Raw genomic sequence first — 18,357 nt, forward strand, 5'->3', positions numbered from 1 at the left:
CCCCTGTAAAGGGGATTTTTTATTCAAACACGATGGTTTTGTGATTGTGAACGATAATCTGGTCATTGATGTGCCATTGGACGGCTCTGGCCAAAACGATCCGCTCCAGATCGCGTCCGATTCGTTTTAAATCGGCGACTTGATGCCGGTGATTGACACGGCTCACATCTTGTTCGATAATGGGACCTTCATCCAAATCTTCCGTGACATAGTGTGCTGTGGCCCCGATGAGCTTCACCCCGCGGTTGAACGCTTGGTGATACGGTTTCCCCCCGATAAAGGCCGGCAAAAACGAGTGGTGGATGTTAATGATTTGATTCGGATAACGGTCGATGATTTTACCAGGGATAATTTGCATATAACGAGCAAGGATAAGAGTATCCACTTGGTGTTTTTGAAGCAGTTCCAGATGGATGTCTGCGGCTTCTTCACGGTTTTCTTTGGTCACCGGGACATGATAATAAGGAATGTTGTGGGGTGTAACCAGATATTTCATGTCCGGGTGATTGGAAACCACCATGACAATATCGGCATTCAATTCTTTGATACTCCAACGCCACAACAGTTCCCGCAGACAATGGTCTTCCTTTGAAACGAAGACCGCCAGTTTTTTTCTTTCGGACGGATGCGTGATTTTCCAATCCATCTGAAACGGCTCTGCAATCAATGAAAATTGTTTCCGAAGTTCATCAATCCGTCCGGTCAGGTTGTCCATCAGAAACTGGACCCGCATAAAAAAGTGTCCGCTTTCCGGATTGGTTGAAAATTGATCGGAGTGCAAGATGTTGGCTCCGTTTTCATAAAGAAATTGTGTGATTGCAGCAATGATTCCTTGCTTTTCAGGGCAGGAAACGATCAGAGCCCCTTGGTTCATATTGACAGCAGTTTTGTTCGACGTTTGATTCATCCTTTTTCTCTCCTTTGGTGCTCCGTACTCACTCTTTACCTACTATAGTACGTTTGTGAAAGCAATTTCAATCTCCATGCAAGGGTTGATGCCGGTTCACCGTCGCTGGCCGGTGTACCAAGCGGGGAGAAGGCATGTTGGTAAAAAAAGGAGGCCTTGTCGGGCGGAAACAAAATAAAATTATATCGCCCGGCACTTGTCACGGATCTCAAAGACCATTATGATGAGCAAGAAAGTGCTTTGCAACTTCTCATGTTCCGGCAGGGTCTACAGGTAGAAAATTGAAACCCGTAATGGATGGGGGGACAAGATATGGAAGTGGATCATTCATTGATTTCAGTCATGATTGTGGTCATCGTGGCATTTTTGGTTCCGATCTTATTGCACCGTTTAAAATGGAATGCGATTCCGGCCGTTGTCGCAGAAATCATGGTTGGCTTGATCTTGGGAAAAAGCGGCTTGGGATGGGTGGTTGAGGACACCTGGCTGGAAATGTTGTCCACGCTTGGAATTATTTTTTTGATGTTTTTAAGCGGACTGGAAATCGACTTTAATATGATTTTAAACACGGGTAAGACAAGCGGAAAGAAAGAGAATCGGGAAAATCCGCTCATGATCGGTCTGATCAGTTTTATAAGCATTCTTCTCTTGTCTTTTGTGATCAGTTGGATCTTATATGTTGCGGGGTTTATCAAAGATCCTTACTTTATCACTTTGATCATTTCCACGATCTCATTGAGTGTCACTTTGCCGGTGGTGAAAGATAAAGGGATCAATAAAAAACCGCTGGGACAATCAATCTTGGTGACGGCAGTTTTTGCGGACTTTATCACCATGATTTTGTTGGCGGTTTATGCGGCGCTGAAGTCGGAAAAAGGATTTTTCAGCGTGCTGCTGTTATTGTTATTTTTTGTGATTTTCTTTGCGGTGTACCGCATTATCCAAGCATTAAAGCCCATTCGGCTGACCGAATCCATTTCCAAAGAGACAATTTCCATCGGAACACGCGGCGTCTTTGCTTTGATCCTGTTTTTTGTCGCGTTATCGGAAACAGTCGGGGCGGAAAATATTTTGGGAGCCTTTTTGGCAGGCGTCATTGTGTCGTTGTTGGGGCCGCGTGAAGAGTTTGTCAGTCAATTGAATGCATTTGGTTTTGGCTTTTTAATCCCGATATTCTTTGTGATGGTGGGTGCCAAGCTGGACCTGGTCTCGTTGATGCAGGATGCCCGTGCTTTGATCATGTTTCCGCTCATTTTGCTTGCCTTTATCTTATCCAAAGGACTTTTGGTTTTGATTTTCCGCAAGTGGTTTTCTTGGCGCGAGTCAATCAGTTCGGGGATTTTGTTGACATCCACCATCAGTTTGGTCATTGCCGCCGCGGCGGTCGGGATGGATCTCGGAATCATCAATAACACGATGAACACGGCGTTGATTTTGGCCGCGTCCATCACCGTGATCATTCCGCCGATTATATTCCAGCAATTGTTGCCGGATGCCGTCGATGAGGTGGAACGCCCGTCCGTTTCGCTGGTGGGGATCAATGCCGCGACATTGACCCTGGCGCAGGATTTGCACCGGGACGGGTATGAAGTCAAAGTTTACGGAGCGGATAAATCGAATCTGGAAGAAAAACAGCGTCCGTTTCCGATCATTCAATTGCCGGTGGTCGAAGAGGAATACCTGCAAAAGGAAAACGGATTTTCATGCGATATCATGGTTTTGTTCACGCCGCATGATGAAAGGAACGTGGAGTTGGCCAAAGCGGCGAAGAAACAAGGCGTTGAACGGATCATTGCCCGGGTGGAAAGCAAAGAGTTGCAACAGTCGTTAAACAATCTGGGAATCCAGCTCATCTCCACCTTCTTTGCCAATCAAACGTTGACCAAGATTTTGATTGAACATCCGACCCTGTTTAAACTGGTGAACCATGATAACGGAAATTTGATGGAAGTGAAATTGTTGAACCACCGTTACCATTTGGCACGGGTCCGGGACCTGACTTTTTGGGGGGATACGTTGATCATCCGCATCCTGCGGGGAAATGAAGCCATCCTTCCTCACGGGGACACCGTGCTGGAAGTCGGGGATCGCCTCATTATCAGCGGTAGCCCCGATCACATTCACCGGTTGCGGGAAATGCTCCAATAAAAAAAGAGCGGGTATGTTCCCGCTCTTTTTTTTTTTATTGATGATCCCGGAGATAGGTGTCTTCAGGGACTTCTTTTATAAACGGACTCATTTTGCCGAGGCAGTAAAGGTGCAAAGCATGCATGGCGCGGGTGCAGGCGGTGTACAATAATTTCCGCTCGTTTTCCCGGTGATATTGATCCCCGGAAGCGTCATAAAGAATCACGGCATCAAATTCAATGCCTTTGGCGAGATAAACCGGAATGACCAGGATGCCCGGGTGAAATTCGACGGATTCTTTCGTGATCAGTTGAACCGGTTCGGCAGTTGCTTTGTTCAATGCATCAAAAACCTTTTGGCTTTCCGCGGCTGTTTTGCATATGACGGCAATCGTTTCATGCCCGTCTTTTAGCAATGTTTCGATGCGGTGGAGAATCCGGTTGTGAAGTTCCTTTCGGTTTTGCACTTCGGTCACGGTCGGCTTGCTCCCCGGACGTTCAAAGGGCTCGATGGCTTCTTTGTTTTCCGCCAGGTGACGGGTGAATTCGATGATCGGATAGGTGGACCGGTAACTTCGTTTCAATTCAACCAATTCGGTTTGCTCTTTTCCATACAGAGAGGATAACTCAGCCATATTGTGATGAACCGGGGTATGAGAAAAGACGGCCTGGTTGAAATCGCCGAGGATTGTCATCTTGCTGCGCGGAAACAAACGCTTTAAAAAGAAAAACTGAAAAGGCGAGTAATCCTGCGCTTCATCGATAAAAATATGGCGGATGGACCGGTTGGTTTCCAATCCTTCAAGCCGGGTTTTCAAATAGAGCAAAGGAGTGGCGTCTTCGTAAAAAAGCTCCTTTTGCTCCAGTTTGGCAACCGTTTGCCGGCAGATGTCCGGCCAGGTTTCCGGCAGATCCGTGAGCCCGAGGGCATCTTTGGCCAGGGTTGGATCGGCAAACAGTTGCCGGTAGATGGCCGGAATGTCCAGAAATCCGAGTTTTTTGACCATGCGGACAGCCGGTTTGATGTGTTTTTGGACCACTTTTTTGGCCAGCCAGTGCCGTTCCCTTTGTAGATCGTCAAAGGTATCGGAAGTGAAATGTTTGTCTTTTTGCAGCGCTTGGTCAGCGCGGATGTAATTGGCCGGATTCAACCACTGGATTTCTTCATCCACCCAGTCTTTTTTGACTTCTTCCCGGGCCCGCTTTTTCAGTTCTGCCATCAGCCGGTCTTTGACCAGGGAGATCCGGTGGGTGAGCGGAAGGGACGAATCCAGGGAAGCAAAATGGGCTTTGATTTCCCCGGCCGGAATGATCGTGCCGCCACGGAACGGAATGTCCCGGAAGACTAACGCGCCATGTTGCCCGAGATAAGACAGGTAAAGGTCCAGCAACCGGATGTATGCCCGGGAGGCTTTGTAGCGGATGCCGTCAATCCTTGCCTCATACCCGTCTTCCTGATGGTTTGTCAAGGTATATTCAATTTGTGAAAACGGATCTTCCACTTTCAATAGATTTTTCAATTGATGTTCCAACAGCTCCTGAAAAGTGGTTTGTTGCATGTTTTCCTCCCCCAGTTCGGGAAGAACCGTGGAGACATACCGGTTAAACATCGGATTGGGGGAAAACAAAAGGATATTTTCGGCTTTCAATGAATTCCGGTACCGGTAAAGGAGATAGGCGACCCGTTGCAACGCGGCCGAAGTTTTTCCGCTCCCGGCCGCCCCTTGAACGATGACCAGCCGGCTTTTTTCATTACGGATGATGCGGTTTTGTTCTTGTTGAATGGTGACCACGATGCTTTTCATTTGGGAGTCGGATCTTTTTCCGAGCACTTCCTGCAACAGTTGATCGCCAATGGTGATCCCGGTGTCAAACAAGCTTTCAATGATTCCGTTTTTTATCAGGAATTGGCGCTTCAGACCGATGAATCCTTCGACCGTTCCGCCCGGCGTTTCATACCGTGCAGGCCCCGGCGGGTAATCATAATACAGGCTGCAGACGGGGGCGCGCCAGTCATAAATGAGAAACTCATTCGTTTGCTCATCGACCAGCGAGGCGATTCCCAGATAAATCGATTCTTTTTCTTCCCCGTGTTCGGTAAAATCAATCCGTCCGAAGTAGGGGGAGGATTTCATTTTCTTTAAGAGTTGCACTTGTTTTTGCGAGGTTCGGTGGCGGCGCTCTCTTTCCGCCAAAACTTCGGCTTGTTGCTTGATGCTGACCACGGTTTCGGTTGTTTCGATCTCGTCGGCAAAATTGATCCGCACATCTTCCCAAAAGTTTTTGCGTATATCCACAATGTCTGATTTGACTTGGTTTGCTTGCTGTTCGAGCGAAGAAAGGCGTCTGTCGATTTCATCGATCACCCGGTCGACACGTTCTTGCTCTTCCTGCCAGATCCGTTTGGAATTTTCCATGCTTCCGCTCCTTTCAAAAAAAGATTGACAAGGGGGTGGATTATGTTTTATAATTATTATGGAGTAATTATGTTCTTTCGAATATAATGTGCATGAAGGTAACATTCATTTTACCGGGTTCTTTTTTGGATTGCAAATGGAAAATATTGGTGATAACGGCCGGCTGATGGCAAAAAGCCGGCCTTTTGGCATGTTTTTTTAATTTGAACAGAGAAAAAAGATTTATCTTGTGAATTAAACATTTTTGTGACATAATGATGTAAACGGTTACACATCAAAAAAGAAAAATGGTGGGAGTAATGGCGACGATCAAAGATGTGGCGAAAGAAGCGGGGGTGTCGGTGGCGACCGTTTCCCGGGTGATCAACCGGAACGGGTATGTTCAGGAGGAGACCAGAAAATTGGTGGAAGCCGCCATTTCGAAATTGAATTATTTGCCGAATGAAGTGGCCCGTTCTTTATATTTCCAAAAGTCGAAGCTGATCGGGTTGATCATTCCGGATATCACCAACCCCTTTTTTCCGGAAATTGCCCGGGGAGTCGAAGATGTTCTGCAACAAAACGGATACCGCTTGATTATCGGAAACAGTGATGAGGATGCAGAAAAGGAAGTCCGTTACATTGAAACGTTCACCCAACATAATGTGCTTGGCGTGATCAGCACCAGCAGTGAAGAAGTATCGCAATGGGAAAAATTAAATATTCCCGTTGTCTTGCTGGACCGGATTCATCATGACTTTCCGTTTGTATGTTCCGATCAAAAGGAAGGAGGGCGGCTGGCTGCGCAAATCCTGCTGGACCGGGGCAGCCGCAATATCACGTTGCTTCGGGGCCCGAAACATGTGCGGACCGCGTATGAAAGATTTTTTGCGGCGCTGGAAGTTCTCGGGAAATCCCAAGTGCAGTTTCAGGTGTTAAACACTTCTTTTTCTTTTGACGGGGCTTTGGAAACCGCCGGGAAACTGTTTGAATTGTATCCGGACACGGACGGGGTGATCGCCGTCAATGACATTGTGGCCTCGGCCGTGTTGCGGGAGGCGTTGCGACGGGGCAGGAAGATCCCGGAGGAGATGCAAATCATCGGTTTTGACGACATTCCGATGAGCAAATTTCTGTTTCCCGCTTTATCCACCATTCAACAGCCCGCCTATGAAATGGGAAAGGAAGCGGCCAAACTGTTGTTGGAGAGAATCCGTCAAGCGGATATCAAGAAAAAGCAAATCATATTGCCTGTATCTTTTGTGGAAAGAGAGACAACCAGAAAGGCAGGGGATGGAACGTGGCAAAAATAGCAGTGATCGGCAGTTCGTCCATTGACTTGGTGGTGAGTGCGGACAAGCGTCCGCAAGCCGGCGAAACGGTATTGGGAAATTCGTTTGAAACCGTTCCCGGCGGAAAGGGAGCCAACCAGGCGGTGGCCGCGGCACGGCTCGGAGCCGATGTGACCATGATCGGGCGGGTCGGGGACGACGACTTCGGCGAGATCATCTTGGAGAATTTGAAAACCAACGGGGTCAATACGAAATATATGGAACCGGTTACACATACCCGGTCGGGAACCGCACATATCACCTTGGCGGAAGGGGATAACAGCATTGTTGTCGTCAAAGGCGCGAATGACCATACCACACCGGAATATGTGAAAAAAGCCGAATCTGTGATTCGTGAAGCGGATGTCGTGCTGGTTCAGTTGGAAATTCCGATGGAGACGGTGGAATTTGCGGCTGAGCTTTGCGACAAGCTGGGGGTTCCGCTTTTGCTCAATCCCGCACCGGCACGGCCCGTCAGCCGGGAATTGATCGCGAAGGCTTCATTCATCACTCCCAATGAACATGAATTCAAGCTTTTGTTTGACGGGGAAGACCGTTCCGAAGTGCTAAAAAGATATCCGAACAAATTGATCATCACGGAAGGGAAAGAAGGGGCACGCTTTTTTGACGGGGAGAAAGAATGGCTGGTTCCGGGAATCAGCGTGCCGGTGGTGGATACAACCGGTGCCGGGGATACCTTTAATGCCGCATTTGCGGTTCAAATTGCCGGGGGAAAATCCGTTTATGAAGCCCTTGAATTCGCCAACCATGCCGCCGCATTGTCTGTGACGAAATTTGGTGCACAGGGTGGGATGCCAACGGCAGAAGAAGTGAAAAGGAGTCGGGAAGGATGAAGAAAACCGGAATCATCAACAGCGCCATTTCCAAGGTTCTGTCCGATTTGGGGCATACGGACCGGATTGTGATTGCCGATGCGGGACTGCCGGTGCCCGCCGGCGTTCCCAAAATCGATCTGGCCGTCACGGTGGGAAATCCGTCGTTTGAAGCCGTCGTGAAAGCGGTTCACGGGGACATGGTGGTGGAGAAAGTGTTCGCCGCAGAAGAAATCGTGGCCGAAAATGCCAAGCAACATGCGTTTTTGACCAGCGAATTTCCGGATCAAATCAGTTATGTCCCGCATGAAGAATTCAAGCAGATGACAAGGCAGGCCAAAGCCGTCATCCGGACAGGGGAAGCCACGCCTTATTCCAATTGCATTTTGCAGGCAGGGGTCTTTTTCTGACAAGGGGGGATGCATGATGCAAATTGAAATGCTAGATATTTATAAATCCTTTGGCGCGAACAAAGTCCTGGAAGGAGTCCGTTTCACTCTCCTTCCGGGAGAAGTGCATGCCTTGATGGGGGAAAACGGTGCCGGCAAATCGACCCTGATGAATATTTTAACGGGACTTCACAAGCAAGATAGGGGCCGCATTCTGATCAACGGCGAGGAAAAACAGTTCCAAAATCCCAAAGAAGCCGAAGATGACGGGATTGCTTTTATTCATCAGGAATTAAATATCTGGCCGGACATGACCGTTTTGGAAAATTTGTTCATCGGCAGGGAAATCACCAACAAGCTGGGGATTTTGAAAACGGAAGAAATGAAAGCGCTGGCAAAAAAGGTGTTTGACCGTTTGGGAATCTCGCTTCCTTTTCACCAAGAGGCCGGAAAGTGTTCGGTCGGGGAGCAACAAATGATTGAAATCGCCAAAGCTTTGCTGACGGATGCCGAGGTCATCATCATGGATGAGCCGACATCGGCATTGACGGACCGGGAAATCGAGTCCTTGTTTCAGGTGATGCGGTCGTTGAAAGATGACGGAGTTTCCATTGTTTATATCTCTCACCGGATGGAAGAGATTTTCACCATCTGCGACCGGATCACGGTGATGAGGGACGGGAAAACGGTCGATACCAAGCCGGTTCAAGAGACTGACTCGCAGGAAGTCGTGAGAAAAATGGTGGGCCGGGAATTGGATGAATGGTTTCCGGAAAGAAAGGCCCAACCGGGGAAAGTCGTTCTGGAAGTGCGCCATCTCACGCGATCGGACGTGTTCGGGGACATCAGCTTTTCGGTGCGTTCCGGCGAAATCCTGGGGATTGCCGGTTTGATGGGATCGGGAAGGACGGAGATCATGAGAGCGATTTTCGGGATTGACGCGTATGATGAAGGCGAAATTTTGATCGACGGCCAAAAGGTCCGCATCAAGCATCCCGGTGACGCCGTTTCCCATGGCATCGGTTTTATTACGGAAAACCGCAAGGATGAGGGGTTGCTGTTGGACTTTTCGATCAAGGAAAACATGAGCTTGGCCAATCTGAAAAGCTTTGCGCCCCACGGATGGATGAAAACCAAAGATGAAGAGACGTTTGTCCAAATGATGGTGGAGCGATTGAAAGTGAAAACCACGTCGTTGGATGAACTTGCCGGAAACCTGTCCGGGGGAAATCAGCAGAAAGTGGTTCTTGCCAAATGGATCGGGACGGCTCCGAAAGTTCTCATCTTGGATGAACCGACACGCGGAATCGATGTCGGGGCGAAAAAAGAGATTTACCATCTCATGAATGAACTGACGGAAAGAGGAATGGCCATCGTGATGATCTCTTCCGAGTTGCCGGAGGTTTTGGGAATGAGCGACCGGATTCTGGTCATCCACGAGGGCAGACTGGCCGGGGAATTGAAACGGGAAGAAGCCACACAGGAAAAAATCATGGTTTTGGCAACAGGGGGGGATCAACATGGAACAGATCAGTAAAAAAAGTGCCGGCCTCATACAAAAATTGGGACCTTTTTTGGCGTTTGTTTTGTTGTTTGCGGTGGTGGCCGTTTTAAACCCGTCATTTATCGAACCGCTGAACTTATTGAATTTGCTCAGACAAATTTCGATTAATGCACTCATTGCTTTTGGTATGACGTTTGTCATTTTAACCGGCGGCATTGATTTATCGGTCGGTTCCATCCTGGCTTTGTCCAGTGCGTTGATGGCGGGCATGATCGTATCCGGCGTGGATCCGATCCTGTCCATATGCATCACTGCGCTTCTCGGGGCCTTGATGGGGGCGGTCAACGGGCTTTTGATCACCAAAGGAAAAGTGGCGCCTTTTATTGCCACGCTGGCCACCATGACCATTTACCGGGGATTGACGCTGGTTTATACCGACGGAAATCCGATCACCGGTCTGGGGGATCATTACAGTTTTCAATTGTTCGGCCGCGGATATTTCTTCGGTATTCCGGTTCCGGCCGTCACCATGCTGATCACGTTTTTCATTCTGTGGTTTATCCTTCACAAAACGTCATTCGGAAGAAAAACATATGCCATCGGCGGGAATGAAACGGCGGCGTTTGTTTCCGGCATTAAAGTAGACCAGGTGAAATGCTTGATTTACAGCTTGGCCGGAATGATGGCGGCGATATCCGGAGCCATCCTGACTTCCCGCTTGAATTCCGCCCAACCGACGGCCGGTACGGCTTACGAGATGGATGCCATTGCCGCGGTGGTTTTGGGCGGAACCAGTCTGGCCGGCGGGAAAGGAAGAATTTTCGGGACGTTGGTGGGTGCCCTCATTATCGGGACTTTGAACAACGGCCTCAATTTGCTCGGGGTTTCTTCCTTCTACCAACAGGTGGTCAAAGGAATTGTCATCCTGATCGCCGTTTTGATTGACCGGAAAAAATCATGAGGAGGGTGTCGGTGATGAAGAAGCTGGTTCATCTTCTGTTGATGTGTTCTCTCATTTTCATTTTATCGGCTTGTTCCTTGGAACCGCCGGAATGGGCCAAACCTGCCAAAAAGAAAGATCTGGCCGACGTGAAAATCGGCTTGAGCGTTTCCACGTTGGACAACCCGTTTTTTGTTTCGCTGAAAGAGGGGGTCTTAAAGGAAGCGAAAAGCAAAAACATGGAAGTGATCACCGTTGATGCGCAAGATGACACTGCCAAACAAATCAATGACATTGAGGATTTAATCCAACAAGGCGTGGATATTCTCTTGATCAACCCGACGGATTCTTCCGCTGTATCGACGGCGGTGCAAAATGCCAACCACATTGGCATTCCGGTCATCACGCTGGACCGGACGGCTGATCAGGGAGAGGTGGCTTCCTTTATCGCTTCTGACAATATCGAAGGAGGAAAAATGGCGGCGGAATTTATCATTGGTCAATTGGGCAAAGATGCCAAAGTTGTCGAATTGCAAGGAACACCGGGGGCTTCGGCAGCGCGTGAACGGGGACAAGGATTCCGTTCCGTCGCAGACCGGGATTTGAATGTAATCGCCCGGCAAACGGCCAATTTCGACCGGACCCAGGGGTTGAATGTCATGGAAAACCTGCTGCAGGGCCATAAAGAGATTGATGCCGTGTTCGCCCAAAACGACGAAATGGCGCTGGGAGCCATTGAAGCCATCAACAGTTCGGGAAGAGACATTTTGGTGGTTGGTTTTGACGGAAATGATGATGCCATCAAAGCCGTCCAAGATGGAAGGCTCGGCGCCACCATTGCCCAACAGCCTGAATTGATCGGAAAAGAAGCGGTGGTGGCGGCTTCAAAAATATTGAAAGGGGAAAAGGTGGACAAGAAAATTTCCGTTCCTTTGAAATTGGTCCAATAGAAACGTTGGAAAAGCCGCCTCGCCGGATGCGTCCGGAAAGCGGTGAACCGATTGAACCGCCTCGTGGGAGGCGGTTCTTTTTTGTCCGGGACAAAGCGGAAATGTTCTTCATTTTCTCTTTACTTCCGGCGGAGGGTATGCTATATTAAACTTGATTAATCAAATCGGAATTGTGAGTGTATATCAGGGTTTCCATTGCCGATCCAGTCAACTGAAGGCACCTTTGCTTGCGAGGGTACACGCAGGCGGGGTGCCCTTTTTTATTCCATGCCACAGAGAGGAGATGCTTTATGCCCAATGTGTTGATTCTCTCCGGAAGTCCGTCGCGCACGTCAAGGCTGAACGGGATGGTTGATTATGCCCAAACCCATTTGCAGGAAAAAGGACTGAAAGTCGGGGTGATCCGCGTTTCGGATCTGCCGGCGGAGGCACTCATTACGGCTGATTTCGAACATCCCGCCATTCAAGAGGCCAACCGCCGGGTGGAAAACGCGGATGCCGTCATCATTGCGAGTCCGGTTTATAAAGCTTCCTATACCGGTATTCTCAAGACCTATCTTGATTTGTTGCCGCAAAAAGGGCTTGCTGAAAAAGTCATTCTTCCCGTTTTTATCGGCGGAACCATCAATCATTTATTGGCCATCGATTATGCTCTGAAACCGGTGTTGTCCGTATTGGGAGCGCGGCACATTTTGGCCGGCGTTTACGTCATCGATTCCCAAGTGCAACGGGACAGCCAGGGGCAATTGGTGTTGGACGGGGAAGTGAAACGGCGGTTTAATGATGCTCTCCGGGAATTGATCGAAGAGGTTTTGTGGCATTCAGGCAAAAACAAGAAAAACCGCCTTTTGTCCGGAGTGAACAGGGGGGTCGCGGGAAATTGAAAATACAATCTGCCAAAATCCCCCCGGCGCCGGCCAGGACGCATCTCGTGCATCAACCGGATTACCGGTTTGCCGCCTGGTGCCGCCGGCAATACGGCATCAACCGGGGGATTTACAACACGATTGATGATGCGCTGTACCGGTTTGGTTTGAAAGACATCGTGACCCGCCGCAACACCATCGTCTCGTTTTTGGACGAGGTTTATCAGTCCGGAAAATGCCGGGAGAAGGACCGGGTCAAATTCGGAAAAGGCATGCTGATGGCCACACTCCATCAATATCTTCGCGATTCGTTTCCAATTTGTTGAAATGAGGTGAAGAAGCGATGGCATTAAAGTTTGCTTATTGGGTTCCCAATGTAAGCGGCGGATTGGTGATTTCAGACATCCCGCAAAAAACGGATTGGTCTTTTGAAGCCAATTTGCGGTATGCCCGGATTGCCGAACAGGCCGGATTTGATTACGCCTTGTTGCAAACCCGTTTTGTGGGCAGTTATGGTGCGGAGAATCAATTGGAAGCGATCACGTTGGCGGCGGCATTGGCGGCCGTCACCCAAAAGATTCGTCTCATTCCGGCCATTCTGCCGGGCTTGTGGCACCCGGGCGTGGTGGCGAAAATGATCGCCACCTTGGATCAGATCAGCAACGGGCGGGCCGCGGTGAACATTGTAAGCGGTTGGTTTAAAGATGAATTCCACAAATACGGGCAACCCTGGCTGGACCATGATGAGCGGTATCGCCGGTCCGAAGAGTTCATCAGGGTGCTCCGAAGCATGTGGACGCAGGAAGAAACCACCTTCACGGGAGCTTTTTACCGCATCTGGCAAGCGCCGCTCAAACCCAAGCCCGCCACTTTGCCGCCCGTTTTTCAAGGGGGGAATTCCAAAGCGGCCAAGCAAATGGCGGCGCGGGTTTCCGATTGGTATTTCATGAACGGGAACACCTTGGAGGGGATCCGGAAACAGATTGATGAAGTGAAGGAATTAGCCGCCTTGGAAGGGAGGAAGGTTCAATTTGGCGTGAACGGGTTTGTCATCGTCCGGGACACCGAAGAAGAAGCAAAGCAAGTGCTGCGTGAGATCGTGACCCATGCCGATCCGAAGGTGGTGGAAGGGTTCCGGGATCAGGTCCGTTTCGCCGGCAAAGCGTCTCCGGAAAGAGAAGGGATGTGGGCCAATTCCGGTTTTGAGGATCTGGTTCAGTATAATGAAGGGTTTAAGACGGGATTGATCGGAACGCCCGAGCAGGTGGCCGACCGGATCATTGCGTTGAAAAAAGCCGGGGTGGACCTGATCTTGACCGGGTTTCTGCATTATGAGGAAGATTTGGCGTTATTCGGCGAAAAAGTGATTCCGCTGGTGCGCGAAAAAGAACGGCTTTTGGAACAACCGGTGACAGACTGACCACCAAAAGGGGGAGAATGAAACATGAGCAAGGCGGCCGATGAAAAAAGATACCGGGACGAAGTGCGGGAGATCGTGGAAACCGTGGTGAGACCGCGGGCGGAACAAATTGACCGGGAAGGTGTGTTTCCAAGGGAGAATTTGCAAGCGTTGGCCAAACACGGGTGGAACGGAGTGCTCATCCCTGAAAAATGGGGTGGATTGGGCCTGAACCATGTGGCCTTTTCCATCGCCGCCGCGGAAATTGCCAAAGGGTGCGCTTCCACCGCCTTGGTTTACGTGATGCATGTGGGCGCTGCACAAACGATTCATCTGTATGGAAATGACGATCAAAAGCGCCGCTGGCTCGAACCGGTTCAACACGGATTGATCGGAACTTATTCCACGAGCGAAAAAGCCACCGGCGGTCATTGGTGGTTTAACTTGAGCGAGGCCGGACGGGACGGCGACGAATATATTTTGAATGCGGAAAAATCGTTTACGACCAGTGCCGGACAAGCCGATTTTTATGTTTTTCAAACCAGGTCCCCCGGCGCCCGCAAACCGACGGACATCAGTTTTTTCATCATCGACGGGAAAAAGCCGGGGATCCGACCGGGGCATTGGGACGCATTGGGAGTCAGGGGAAACCACAGCGGTCCCATTCGGTATGAAAACGTAAGAGTGCATGCCCGGGACCGCTTGGGGGAAGAAGGCCAAGGAAAAGAAATCGTTGAAAACGGTGTGTCTCCTGTCTACCTGATCGGTTTGGGATCGGCCTGGGTCGGGGTGGCGGAAGCAGCACTCGAAGAAGCCGTTCAGTATGCCAAAGGGACCATCCATCGGGATTTTAATAAGCGGTTGGCCGATTATCAGGTGATCCGGCAGGAATTGGCGAAAGTGAAAATCTTGCTTGAAAGCCTCAAACATTGGCAAAATTATTTGGCCTGTGAGCTGGATGCCCTTCAGGCGGAAGGACGGCCGCAAGCAGAGCTTTTGATCCCGCTGGTGGAGTTTAAAGTCCATGCGGCGGAAGTTGCAAGCAGAGCCACACAAGCGGCGATGAATGTGAGCGGAGGTTACGGGTATAAAAAAGGGGTAATTGAGCGGTTGTTCCGGGACGCCCGCGCTGGCATTGTCATGGGCCCGTCCAATCATATTGCCCGCGAATGGATCGGAAAATCCCTGCTTGGTTTGCCCTTGGAGTTGTGGTATGAAGGAGGAGAATAAAGCCGTGAAACGGTCAGACCATGAAGGTACTTTTTTCGCGACAGCCATTGGGGGAAGCAAATATTATCACGGGGCGAAAAATTGATGCCGACAGCCGGATCTGGCTGTTCAAATCGGCTTGGGACTTGATCGGCAGTCCGTTGGGTTCAAGACAAGAGCTTTATGAACGTTTCCACCGGGGATCCCGTGCGGATGTATGACCGGCGATACTTGGAATAAAATAAAAACGCTTGATCGATCCGGTGTGGCAATTGGCAGCAATCAAAAGGAGTGGCGGGCCGTAAGTCCGGTCAAATCAGGCGGTTTGAAAAAAACAGGGGATTTTTGTCTCCTGTTTTTTTCGGTTTTTTCCTCTTCCTGCTTAACCAAGCCCATGCTGCATATATATAAAAGGGATGGATTGAAAAATAAAATTCACCCCCGGCCCCGGTCGGGCATATGGTGAAGATGAATGGGCTTTTGACCAGTGGGATGGAGGTGTCGCAGATTGCCCGGTATGTTGACGGCGATGGCTTTTATGGTGAAAGAGCTCATTGCGTTTGTCTCGTACATTAAAAACAATGCCTTTCCCCATCCGCTTTCATCGGAAGAAGAGGAAAAAGCATTAAAAGCGATGGCCCGGGGAGACACCAAAGCGCGCAATAAGCTGATTGAGCATAACCTGCGTCTGGTTGCACATATTGTGAAAAAGTTTGAAAATACGGGAGAAGACAATGAAGATTTGATCTCGATCGGCACGATCGGTTTGATTAAAGCGATTGAATCGTACCAGATGGGAAAAGGGACAAAATTGGCGACGTATGCGGCACGGTGTGTGGAAAATGAAATCCTGATGTATTTGCGTTCATTAAAAAAATCCCGGAAAGATGTTTCCCTGCATGACCCCATAGGCACAGACAAAGAAGGAAATGAAATCACCTTGATCGACATTCTCGGAACGAGAGCGGATGACGTGGTCAAACAAGTGGAGATGCAGATTGAGCGGCGCAATATTTATCAGCACATCCATATATTGGATGACCGGGAACAAGAGGTGATCCGGGCGCGATTCGGGCTCGGGGGAGAAAGAGAGAAGACGCAGCGGGAAATTGCAAAGGAGCTGGGGATTTCCCGTTCTTATGTTTCCCGGATTGAAAAAAGGGCGTTGATCAAGCTGTTTCATGAGTTTTACCGCAATGACCGGAAGGTGGAATCAAGATAAAAAGATGGAAGAAAAAGCAGATCTTGCCCGTTGTGGTTTCGGGAAAGATCTGCCGGCAGTTCAAGCCCTTAATTTTTCGGTGGATTGGAGAGTCCGTGAATCAAATAGTTTCCCCATTCACGCATCGCGATGACTTCTCCGGATTCGGCCGCTTTTTGCAGCCAGATTTCTCCTTCTTCGATATTTTGCTCCAGTCCTTGTCCATTCAACAAACGGTAACCCAAAACCCTCATAGCCACGGATTCCCCGGCTTCTGCGGCTCTTCTCAGCCACATTTCCCCTTCCTCGGGGTTTTTCTCCAATCCGTCTCCTTCAAGCAAACGGTAACCCAAGATTCTCATGGCCACCGGATAATTGGCTTCCGCTGACTTTCTGAGCCACATTTCTCCTTCTTCGGCATCTTTGGCCAGCCCTTCACCGACCAACAAACGGTAACCCAATTCCATCATGGCCCACCGGTCGCCGGCATCCGCTGCTTTTCTCAGCCATCTTTCGCCTTCTTCCAAATCTTGTGCCACTTTTGTGCCGGTCAACATAAGATAAGCCAACTCGGTCATCGACCAAATGTCTCCGGAGTGAGCCGCCCGGCGCAACCATTTGATGCCTTCGTCGACGCCGAACTGCTCTCTTTTTTTGCTCAGGTCAATCACTTGCGCGTTTTTTTCGTTGGGTTGTTGATTGTTTTCATGTTCACTCATCGTTTCTCACTCCCCCTGTGATGGATCAAGGATCCGTTTTGAAAAAAGATTTTGCTTTGCCTATGTATTTACAGTGAGTCCCTTGGCTGTTGTGTTTTTGTCCGGGAAAGCAAAATCATAAGAAAAGTATAAACTGAAAAAATGAAATTGAGGAGAGGGCGATTAAAACAGGGGATATTAAAAAGAGTTTTGTGTTTCTTCTATGGACGGCCGGGCCGAAAGAATAAAACCAAAAGAGTGAGGGTTCTGCTATTACATTATCTTTGCATTCACTTGGTAAAAGATTACCAAAAGATTACCAAGTTATATGAGACACCTGTGATGGGATTTGACTGGAGTCTTGCAAGTTGGATTCATGGAGGAATTTTTGAAAGAAGAATGAAAAAAGATTGAGGAAGATTCTCAATCTTTAAAACAATTTAATTCATGTTTTAAAAAAATATTAGTGACAAAACAATCAAAAACAAAATCAAAATGACAGGTATCACAATGATCGAAGCAAATCCTTTCCATGAACCAATGCCGTGAATTTCTCCAATGATTTTTGAGTAAACCATGAAATAATAAATGGTCATTATTAATCCGATCAATACAGCAATAAAAAACAACAGTATCAAGAAAAATGAGGAATCAATATCCGGTGTCTCTGTTGTAAAGTTTTCTTCTCTGAAAATGAGGAGCATGGGAATGAACAAAGCAAGTTTTGTTGAATACGGAACAGTTGCCCAAGCGGTTGCTTTATATGTTTCTTTAAAAGTTGCCGTTCCTTTAAACAAGCGAGTGCCTGCATAAGTCAAAAGACTGTATAAAAACCAGGAGATAATACCGATGATTGGTCCCAAAATTACTGATAAGACCAAAATGGTCGGGACGGCCATCGTATCGCCTGCATTCCGGTTCATTGCTTGTTCCAAAAACAAGGTGATTCCATATAATATAGCCAAAATAAAAAATATTCCACTTGAGCAATTGGCGATGGCTTGGCGAATGACTGACTTAGGCTGCTTGATCATTGGAATCCAAAATTCCTTTAATGTAACCAACATTTTTATCACCTTTCTATTGGATTACGACACCGATGATGTCGTCTTTTTTGATTGCTCCGTAATATCGGCTGTCTTGGCTTGCGGAACGGACATCGCCGAGAACAAAATACTGGCCGGTCGGGACATGTACCGGTTTGAAATGGTCACTTTTGTTTTTATGTAAGAGATAAGGTTCTTCGAATTTTTCGCCGTTGATATAAAGTTGGCCTTCCTTGATTTCCACCATTTCGTTTCCAAAAGCAACCACTCGTTTCGTATGTATCTGATTCAGACCAGGGGCTTTGAAGACGATGATATCTCCTCTTTGTATGTAGTCAGGGTTTTTTTTAACAATATAAACTTCTCCTTCGGCCATGGCGGGCTCCATACTCTTTCCTGTCCCTTGATAAAATCCAAAAAAGGTGTTCCAAATGATAAAAATAATGAGAAGAAGTACGGCGAGAATGACTATAATCCCTTTACGGGTTTTTAACCAAGCCACATAATTTCCTCCTTTCAGACTGTGGCTTCAACAATAATTATATTTTCTATTCAGATTATA

The 18,357-nt window shown here is 48.6% G+C and carries 17 protein-coding genes and 1 pseudogene; 13 read left to right on the plus strand and 5 right to left on the minus strand.

The features are described 5' to 3' along the window. Positions 1-19 precede the first annotated feature (19 nt). Complete coding sequence (gene purU, locus FA954_RS04730) at positions 20-907, minus strand: formyltetrahydrofolate deformylase (RefSeq protein ID WP_138614895.1); 888 nt, start codon at positions 905-907, stop codon at positions 20-22. A 312-nt stretch (positions 908-1,219) separates the two neighbouring features. On the opposite strand from purU, the gene FA954_RS04735 reads away from it, so the two are divergent. Then, positions 1,220-3,055, plus strand: coding sequence for a monovalent cation:proton antiporter family protein (locus tag FA954_RS04735; RefSeq protein WP_037993240.1), 1,836 nt, complete (start codon positions 1,220-1,222; stop codon positions 3,053-3,055). Between the two features lie 34 nt (positions 3,056-3,089). Here the strand turns inward: FA954_RS04735 and helD are convergent, their stop codons facing one another. Beyond that, positions 3,090-5,450, minus strand: a complete 2,361-nt coding sequence (gene helD, locus FA954_RS04740) for an RNA polymerase recycling motor HelD (RefSeq protein ID WP_138614896.1) — start codon at positions 5,448-5,450, stop codon at positions 3,090-3,092. Between the two features lie 299 nt (positions 5,451-5,749). Here helD and FA954_RS04745 point away from each other — a divergent pair, with 299 nt between their 5' ends. The 12 genes and pseudogenes from FA954_RS04745 to sigK all read left to right on the plus strand — a co-directional run bounded on the left by FA954_RS04745 (position 5,750) and on the right by sigK (position 16,072). Beyond that, on the plus strand, positions 5,750-6,742 hold the full coding sequence (locus tag FA954_RS04745) for a LacI family DNA-binding transcriptional regulator (RefSeq protein ID WP_037994678.1): 993 nt from the start codon (positions 5,750-5,752) through the stop codon (positions 6,740-6,742). Then, entirely contained in the window at positions 6,730-7,614 is an 885-nt protein-coding gene (gene rbsK, locus FA954_RS04750; RefSeq protein ID WP_037994676.1) for a ribokinase, read from the plus strand. The genes FA954_RS04745 and rbsK overlap by 13 nt, the downstream gene beginning before the upstream one ends. Further along, complete coding sequence (gene rbsD, locus FA954_RS04755) at positions 7,611-8,003, plus strand: D-ribose pyranase (RefSeq protein WP_037994675.1); 393 nt, start codon at positions 7,611-7,613, stop codon at positions 8,001-8,003. The genes rbsK and rbsD overlap by 4 nt, the downstream gene beginning before the upstream one ends. A gap of 16 nt (positions 8,004-8,019) precedes the next feature. After that, positions 8,020-9,519: a sugar ABC transporter ATP-binding protein gene (locus tag FA954_RS04760; RefSeq protein ID WP_049720387.1), complete on the plus strand. Its 1,500-nt coding sequence runs from the start codon at positions 8,020-8,022 to the stop codon at positions 9,517-9,519. Beyond that, positions 9,503-10,447, plus strand: coding sequence for an ABC transporter permease subunit (locus FA954_RS04765; RefSeq protein WP_037994670.1), 945 nt, complete (start codon positions 9,503-9,505; stop codon positions 10,445-10,447). The genes FA954_RS04760 and FA954_RS04765 overlap by 17 nt, the downstream gene beginning before the upstream one ends. Positions 10,448-10,461: 14 nt before the next feature. After that, on the plus strand, positions 10,462-11,376 hold the full coding sequence (rbsB, locus tag FA954_RS04770; RefSeq protein WP_037994667.1) for a ribose ABC transporter substrate-binding protein RbsB: 915 nt from the start codon (positions 10,462-10,464) through the stop codon (positions 11,374-11,376). 290 nt (positions 11,377-11,666) lie between these two features. Further along, complete coding sequence (gene ssuE, locus FA954_RS04775) at positions 11,667-12,260, plus strand: NADPH-dependent FMN reductase (RefSeq protein ID WP_052186671.1); 594 nt, start codon at positions 11,667-11,669, stop codon at positions 12,258-12,260. Further along, positions 12,257-12,568, plus strand: a complete 312-nt coding sequence (locus FA954_RS04780; protein ID WP_138614897.1) for a hypothetical protein — start codon at positions 12,257-12,259, stop codon at positions 12,566-12,568. Before ssuE ends, FA954_RS04780 begins: the two co-directional genes overlap by 4 nt. Positions 12,569-12,585: 17 nt before the next feature. Continuing rightward, entirely contained in the window at positions 12,586-13,662 is a 1,077-nt protein-coding gene (sfnG, locus tag FA954_RS04785) for a dimethylsulfone monooxygenase SfnG (protein ID WP_138614898.1), read from the plus strand. Between the two features lie 24 nt (positions 13,663-13,686). Beyond that, on the plus strand, positions 13,687-14,871 hold the full coding sequence (locus tag FA954_RS04790) for an acyl-CoA dehydrogenase family protein (protein ID WP_138614899.1): 1,185 nt from the start codon (positions 13,687-13,689) through the stop codon (positions 14,869-14,871). 71 nt (positions 14,872-14,942) lie between these two features. Continuing rightward, a pseudogene (locus FA954_RS04795) lies at positions 14,943-15,090 on the plus strand (4-hydroxyphenylacetate 3-hydroxylase C-terminal domain-containing protein); the annotation flags it as partial. Between the two features lie 268 nt (positions 15,091-15,358). Continuing rightward, a complete protein-coding gene (gene sigK, locus FA954_RS04800) occupies positions 15,359-16,072 on the plus strand; it encodes an RNA polymerase sporulation sigma factor SigK (RefSeq protein ID WP_049720382.1) in 714 nt (237 codons plus the stop codon). Between the two features lie 68 nt (positions 16,073-16,140). Here sigK and FA954_RS04805 read toward each other — a convergent pair whose 3' ends face one another. The 3 genes from FA954_RS04805 to lepB all read right to left on the minus strand — a co-directional run bounded on the left by FA954_RS04805 (position 16,141) and on the right by lepB (position 18,297). Further along, entirely contained in the window at positions 16,141-16,770 is a 630-nt protein-coding gene (locus tag FA954_RS04805) for a tetratricopeptide repeat protein (protein ID WP_049720381.1), read from the minus strand. A 431-nt stretch (positions 16,771-17,201) separates the two neighbouring features. Next, the gene (locus tag FA954_RS04810; protein WP_175413171.1) at positions 17,202-17,813 is read right to left on the minus strand and encodes a YIP1 family protein; all 612 of its coding nucleotides are present in this window, start codon (positions 17,811-17,813) and stop codon (positions 17,202-17,204) included. A 16-nt stretch (positions 17,814-17,829) separates the two neighbouring features. Next, the gene (gene lepB / locus FA954_RS04815; RefSeq protein WP_049720379.1) at positions 17,830-18,297 is read right to left on the minus strand and encodes a signal peptidase I; all 468 of its coding nucleotides are present in this window, start codon (positions 18,295-18,297) and stop codon (positions 17,830-17,832) included. Between the last annotated feature and the right edge of the window lie 60 nt (positions 18,298-18,357).

It is taken from the genome of Thermoactinomyces vulgaris (assembly GCF_005886755.1).
Classification (GTDB): domain Bacteria; phylum Bacillota; class Bacilli; order Thermoactinomycetales; family Thermoactinomycetaceae; genus Thermoactinomyces; species Thermoactinomyces vulgaris.

Excerpts from the sequence above, each read along its gene's own strand:
- FA954_RS04790 (WP_138614899.1), top strand. The coding sequence starts at position 13,687 with ATGAGCAAGGCGGCCGATGAAAAAAGATACCGGGACGAAGTGCGGGAG.
- FA954_RS04745 (WP_037994678.1), top strand. The coding sequence starts at position 5,750 with ATGGCGACGATCAAAGATGTGGCGAAAGAAGCGGGGGTGTCGGTGGCG.
- FA954_RS04765 (WP_037994670.1), top strand. The coding sequence starts at position 9,503 with ATGGAACAGATCAGTAAAAAAAGTGCCGGCCTCATACAAAAATTGGGA.
- sfnG (WP_138614898.1), top strand. The coding sequence starts at position 12,586 with ATGGCATTAAAGTTTGCTTATTGGGTTCCCAATGTAAGCGGCGGATTG.
- FA954_RS04760 (WP_049720387.1), top strand. The coding sequence starts at position 8,020 with ATGCAAATTGAAATGCTAGATATTTATAAATCCTTTGGCGCGAACAAA.
- rbsD (WP_037994675.1), top strand. The coding sequence starts at position 7,611 with ATGAAGAAAACCGGAATCATCAACAGCGCCATTTCCAAGGTTCTGTCC.
- rbsB (WP_037994667.1), top strand. The coding sequence starts at position 10,462 with ATGAAGAAGCTGGTTCATCTTCTGTTGATGTGTTCTCTCATTTTCATT.
- ssuE (WP_052186671.1), top strand. The coding sequence starts at position 11,667 with ATGCCCAATGTGTTGATTCTCTCCGGAAGTCCGTCGCGCACGTCAAGG.
- FA954_RS04735 (WP_037993240.1), top strand. The coding sequence starts at position 1,220 with ATGGAAGTGGATCATTCATTGATTTCAGTCATGATTGTGGTCATCGTG.
- purU (WP_138614895.1), bottom strand. The coding sequence starts at position 907 with ATGAATCAAACGTCGAACAAAACTGCTGTCAATATGAACCAAGGGGCT.
- FA954_RS04805 (WP_049720381.1), bottom strand. The coding sequence starts at position 16,770 with ATGAGTGAACATGAAAACAATCAACAACCCAACGAAAAAAACGCGCAA.
- helD (WP_138614896.1), bottom strand. The coding sequence starts at position 5,450 with ATGGAAAATTCCAAACGGATCTGGCAGGAAGAGCAAGAACGTGTCGAC.